The sequence below is a fragment of the Vibrio crassostreae genome, from assembly GCF_041439375.1.
GTDB lineage: Bacteria > Pseudomonadota > Gammaproteobacteria > Enterobacterales > Vibrionaceae > Vibrio > Vibrio crassostreae_D.
In genome coordinates this window covers 1-5,241 of sequence record NZ_JBGONY010000112.1, presented here as the reverse complement: position 1 = coordinate 5,241, position 5,241 = coordinate 1, and the positions used below count along the sequence as shown (strand labels likewise).

Annotated in this window: 6 protein-coding genes and 2 pseudogenes; 1 reads left to right on the top strand and 7 read right to left on the bottom strand. The window is 41.8% G+C overall.

What is annotated here, in order from left to right; translation table 11 throughout:
- Positions 1-59: 59 nt before the first annotated feature.
- Both ACED45_RS23645 and ACED45_RS23640 read right to left on the bottom strand, forming a co-directional pair.
- A pseudogene (locus tag ACED45_RS23645) lies at positions 60-173 on the bottom strand (GNAT family N-acetyltransferase); the annotation flags it as partial.
- Positions 174-336: 163 nt separating this feature from the next.
- The gene (locus tag ACED45_RS23640) at positions 337-1,320 is read right to left on the bottom strand and encodes a DUF2860 family protein (RefSeq protein WP_371715169.1); all 984 of its coding nucleotides are present in this window, start codon (positions 1,318-1,320) and stop codon (positions 337-339) included.
- A gap of 204 nt (positions 1,321-1,524) precedes the next feature.
- Here ACED45_RS23640 and ACED45_RS23635 point away from each other — a divergent pair, with 204 nt between their 5' ends.
- Positions 1,525-2,022: a fasciclin domain-containing protein gene (locus ACED45_RS23635; protein ID WP_146490182.1), complete on the top strand. Its 498-nt coding sequence runs from the start codon at positions 1,525-1,527 to the stop codon at positions 2,020-2,022.
- Positions 2,023-2,148: 126 nt separating this feature from the next.
- Here ACED45_RS23635 and ACED45_RS23630 read toward each other — a convergent pair whose 3' ends face one another.
- The 5 genes and pseudogenes from ACED45_RS23630 to ACED45_RS23610 all read right to left on the bottom strand — a co-directional run bounded on the left by ACED45_RS23630 (position 2,149) and on the right by ACED45_RS23610 (position 4,933).
- Complete coding sequence (locus tag ACED45_RS23630) at positions 2,149-2,445, bottom strand: hypothetical protein (RefSeq protein WP_371715168.1); 297 nt, start codon at positions 2,443-2,445, stop codon at positions 2,149-2,151.
- Between the two features lie 107 nt (positions 2,446-2,552).
- Positions 2,553-3,032: a GNAT family N-acetyltransferase gene (locus ACED45_RS23625; protein ID WP_371715167.1), complete on the bottom strand. Its 480-nt coding sequence runs from the start codon at positions 3,030-3,032 to the stop codon at positions 2,553-2,555.
- Between the two features lie 91 nt (positions 3,033-3,123).
- A pseudogene (locus ACED45_RS23620) lies at positions 3,124-3,439 on the bottom strand (cupin domain-containing protein).
- Positions 3,440-3,506: 67 nt separating this feature from the next.
- Positions 3,507-4,010 carry a YgjV family protein gene (locus ACED45_RS23615; protein ID WP_371715166.1) on the bottom strand — a complete coding sequence of 168 codons (504 nt, stop codon included), beginning with the start codon at positions 4,008-4,010 and terminating at the stop codon, positions 3,507-3,509.
- 122 nt (positions 4,011-4,132) lie between these two features.
- Positions 4,133-4,933 (bottom strand): PhzF family phenazine biosynthesis protein, encoded by an 801-nt coding sequence (locus tag ACED45_RS23610; RefSeq protein WP_371715165.1) that lies wholly within the window; start codon positions 4,931-4,933, stop codon positions 4,133-4,135.
- Positions 4,934-5,241 lie beyond the last annotated feature (308 nt).

The following is a 5,241-nucleotide window of genomic DNA, read 5'->3' as shown; positions in this document are numbered from 1 at the left end:
TCGAGCCCGAGTGTTCTTTGGATTATAAATTCATCAAAGTATGCTCGCGCCCTGACCTAATCAGAGCTAAGGAAAGGCTTTTGTGAAGTATTTTCTGATACTGATGGGTGTCGATAGATATCAAACATATCTTGGCTATCTGTCGTTTCAAGATGTCTTATTTGTATTTCCAAAGCGCTTCCTTATATATTATTTCTATCCATCATCTAATTTTTTATATTACGGACAGCAACGAACAACTACAACCCTTAATAGATGTAAGCTCCTAAAATATTTAAAAAATAGAAAACCTGAGCCTAAGAGCCTGTTTGATTAATTTTATACGTAGTGTGAATGTCAGAATTTATAGTCCACACCAACGCTTGTGAATACTTGTTCTGAATTATAAAAATCGATATTTGAATCAATAGATCTTAAGCCAAGTAACGTGACAAACGACCAATCTTTATAGCCCATCAAGCCACCAAACTCGTACGCTAAAAAGGCACCATATTCATTATCTTCGCGCGCTTTACCATAAATAGGGTTGGCTTCATCGTACTGACGATCACTTGCATCGAGCGTAACAACGAAACCATGACGGCCGATTCGCTTAGCGTAGTTTAATTCTATGCCATAGCTATCGAAGCTGAGTGCTCCCCCTTCTGCGTCTGAGTGGAAATACACCATTGAAGGAACAAATAGACCTGCTTGGTTTGGCAAGATAAAGCGGTACCCTGCTTTGGCGTATAAATAGGTTCTTTCTCTATCAAGCAGCACAGCTTCTTCCGGAGATAAGCCTTGGGTGCCCGATAACTCATCATCAACGTCAGATTCACCAATCGCGAAATCTGTTCGAAAGCCAGTACCGCCTATATTAGTCATTTGCAATCGCCCAACATTACCTTTTACATCGGTTTCGTTTCGATTGACGCCAACCGCATATGGGTCAGACCAAGCCTTACCTGAGATAAGGGTAGGAAGAACAGAAAAGTCTAATATGGTGCCTCCAGAAAGTTGGTATCTATAACCGATCTCAAACGCAATGGTACCTGTTGCAATATCCTCTCGCGTCGTACCCGCATACACTTGGTGAGTCAGCGATTCGCCAAAAGTATATTGAACAGTACCCAAAAAGCCGAGTAACCCTTGGTTTTCACTCTCCCCTTCCTGGGTGTTAGTTGCTTGATTCGAATCTTGTTCAGTACTCAAATTACTACTGTCAGAGTAGAAACCGGCCAATACACTGAAGTTACCGCTGAAACCTTCACTTGGAGCGAGACCACTGTATGCAGGCATTGAAGCCAATGCAGAAAAGACAACTGGTAAAACAAACCTCATATTCACATCCATTACTTGAATAATCATCAAGTAACTATAAGCAACAAAATAAAATTATAACAAGCATTTAACAATGTAAATTTATTCGCTTGGCGCAGTCGATATCGCTAACCATTCAATCAAAGACACAACAAATTGATCTATCACGATTGAGCTCTCGTAATACCTCTCGAAAATAACGGACACAACTCAAAGGAAGACAATATGTTTAATAAACTAATCAAAACCATGTCAGTGCTAGTTGCGACGCTTCTTTTTGCAGCTTTTGCTCACGCTGATCACCACGGAATGAAGAAAGATATCGTTGACGTGGCGGCTGAAAATGGCTCTTTCAATACCTTGGTAGCTGCAGCAAAGGCGGCAGGCTTAGTTGAAACATTGAAAGGTGATGGCCCGTTCACTGTGTTTGCGCCAACGGATGAAGCGTTCGCTGCACTACCTGAAGGAACGGTTGATATGCTGTTGAAGCCAGAAAACAAAGACAAGCTAATCGCAGTACTGACCTATCATGTGGTGCCAGGAAAAATAATGGCGTCTGAAGTGATGAAACTTGATAGTGCCGTAACAGTGCAAGGTGAAACGGTAATGGTAGGAATTGATCACGGCAATGTGATGATCAACAAAGCGCAGGTCGTGATGGCAGATGTTGAAGCGAGCAATGGTGTTATTCATGTTATTGACGCTGTATTACTGCCTAAATAACACAGACGAACACAAATCAAAGGTTCTTAGAGGTGTGACAGGTTCACACCCTTTTCATGTTTAAATACCAAGTTAAGATCGGTATCAAATTAGCCGAGCCTGCCTTTATATAAGTAAGAACCCGGATTACATAAACAAGCGCCCGAATATCAGAAAGGCCGCCATCGATACCACCTTTGTGAAAACCACCACCCATATGCAATCACCAATACTAGAGTGCGTCGCTTTCCCCAGTAGGAACACAAATAGAATCAACCCTAACACCCAGCCCACTGTCGGAATCAATGACACCAAAGCAACGATTACAGCAATAGTAAGAAGGGATTTAAAATCTGCGACCACGAATGACATTTTAGAGGCGATATACATACAACATGAGGTGATTAATGCGTCCATCACAAACGCTAAAGCTTCAATACCCACTTTTCTTCCTTCACTGATATTAGTTGAAGTGAATATTATCTCTAAAGTGATGATTTTTCTCGAAGAGGAGAACAAAAAAGCAGGCAAAAACTGTAACAAAAATGAGATTACCGTTCATCTGAAGGCACTGCCTTCTCCATCACGTAATTGGTGAGTTTTACGCCACGCATTTCGACTTGCTGCTCATTAACGACTTCAAAACCAAGGTGCTCATAGAAAGGTCTGGCGGTAATACTCACCTCTGAGAAGTATCGAGAAACACCGCGAACTCTGCCGACTGAAAATACATGCTCCATCAAAGCTCTTCCTACCCCCTTTCCTTGATATTCATGGTGACAGAAAAAATGGTCAATCAAGCCATTGGGTTGCAAGTCAGTATAGCCAACAACGCGCCCGTCTAACTCGGCCACAAAGGGCTGTATACGGCGAAGACATTTGTCCCACAGTTCCGAATCAAAATCACTTGGTGCCCAAGCCTCGACTTGTTCTTGAGAGTAATCGCGAACGTTGATGTTACGGACGGTATGAAAATAAATCTCCCATAACGCTTTGTTATCACTAGGTTGGTAATTTCTAATTCTAACCACGACATAATCCTTTCATGTATTTAGTGTATTGGACAAGTACCGTATTGCCCCTAAGCGCTCTCTAAATGAGTCGATTCTAGAACAAAGAGATTCAACGATAAAATACAGCCAACCAGATCGTCACAACGTTTTCCACCGTACCAATCACCTTATGCTTTTCTCTCGCAGCAATGTTGATGTAATCCCCTTTAGACAAGGTAACAACACGTCCATCTTCAAACTCGATGACGCCTTGACCTTCGAGCACCATTACCCATTCATTCTCATCTTGGTTGTACCCCCCCCTCTTCTGGTGAACTGTGTCCATGTGACAGAATTCGCTCAATTCGAATATTCTCGTTACTAATGAGAGCGTTGAACATCTCATTGGGCAGCGACGAAGGGATATCAGCGTAGATATTTGGCATCGAGCTCTCCTAAATCTTGAATCATCGTCATGCGGTGTACTTTATTGCGTAGCAACAGATTCAAACTCTAAGCTATCGCATTCTTTTTGAAGTAAAAACGGTAATAACCCACCAAGTTGCTGCAGATAAACAGCGCTTCCATAAGAACCGCTGTTGGCGAGCCAACTAAGTAATTGTGAACCAACCAAAAACTGGTTCCGATGATCATCAATTCTCTTAATCTGCGGTCATCTTTGTTAAAGGCAGCAAAGGTTTGAAACACGGAAGCAAAGCAGCTCAATATGCTAGTCAGCCCTGAGTAAGTCACAACCGTTGCGATCACCGACATGGAACAGAACAAATATTTAAACTTAGACGATGTAGAAAATACACTCGTTAAATAACGGATTGTTGCAATGATCATTAAACTCGCCGCTGTCCATTGCTCGAGCAAAATAAAATGACTAGAGATAAGCACGCCAGCAAAGAATAGACAGGTTACAATTTTCTTCCTTTCTTTAAACTGAAAAGACAGAAGATCGAAACAGATAGCAATCGCGACGAGTATTTGAGAAAGATAAAAGGCTGACATTGTGATTCCTTCAATAATAACATTACACCCTAGCCGTTTTGCTCAACCATAAATGGCCTAAGAAAACTCACTTGGTTAGTCAAAAAAATACGGCAACAATGCTTTATAGATTCAACTGAGCTCTAAAGCTTCAACACACCACTAATCACAGTAATAGCCGAACCAATCAGCTTGATTCGCCCGTTAGCTAATAACTCTGTCGACATATAACCACCACGACGAGACGCCTGATACGCACTGAAGCTGCTTTTGTTTAGCTTTTCTGCCCAGTGCTGCGTCAATGCACAATGCGCCGACCCTGTCACAGGATCTTCATTTACCCCAACCCATGGTGCAAAATAACGAGAAACAAAATCAAGCTCAGTATTCGATGAAAGCGCTGTCACGACAACGCCTCGCCCTTTAATGCCTTTTAAAGCATCAAAATTTGGTGAAAGGCCCAGTAGCACTCGCTCGTCAGACACTTCGATTAGCTGCTTGGAATCAAACTCTCGGAATGAAACGACTTGGTTCGACTCTAAACCAAGATGTTCGAGCAACATGAGGTTGGGCTCAGTAAACAATGATAACTGTGTACTAGGGAAATCAAGCTCAATAGACGATTCACAAACTGCGGCAGACAACTCCCCAGATAAGGTATTAAATATGACCCTATCCCCTGTGTTGAGCAGACCTTGCTCTTTCATCACATGAACGGTTGCCAGTGTACCGTGCCCACACAGCTTCACTTCTACTTCTGGAGTGAACCATTTAAGTGTCATAGTGTTAAGTGACAAAAAAGCCGTTTCGGATACAGCCATCTCTTCAGCAATTGAAAACATTAACGACTCACCCAATGGCTCTTTGGAAATACAGACCCCTGCGGGGTTTCCTTTAAAAGCTTGAGTTGTGAACGAATCCACTTGATATATCTCTAAATTCACAATGTTTCCTAGCTTTGAGATCGGATAAATATTTTGCCTACAATAAGCACAAATACACTGTGCTACAAGTCTTCAACAGAAATTTTATTAATAGTTATTTGAAGAGTAAGGAAAGATAAACAAAGAGTTATGAAAAGAATTGGTGGATGAAGCAGAAGGTTTAATATCGGGCAAGCACTAGATAAAACGTATCAGACAAGGTAGGAAACATACGCACATTCGCGGCACATAAGCATTGTATCGTGCCACAAACGGGCTTTGTTTCCTAAATCAGGGAACTAATGCTTAAAGCTACGATCAGATCATCT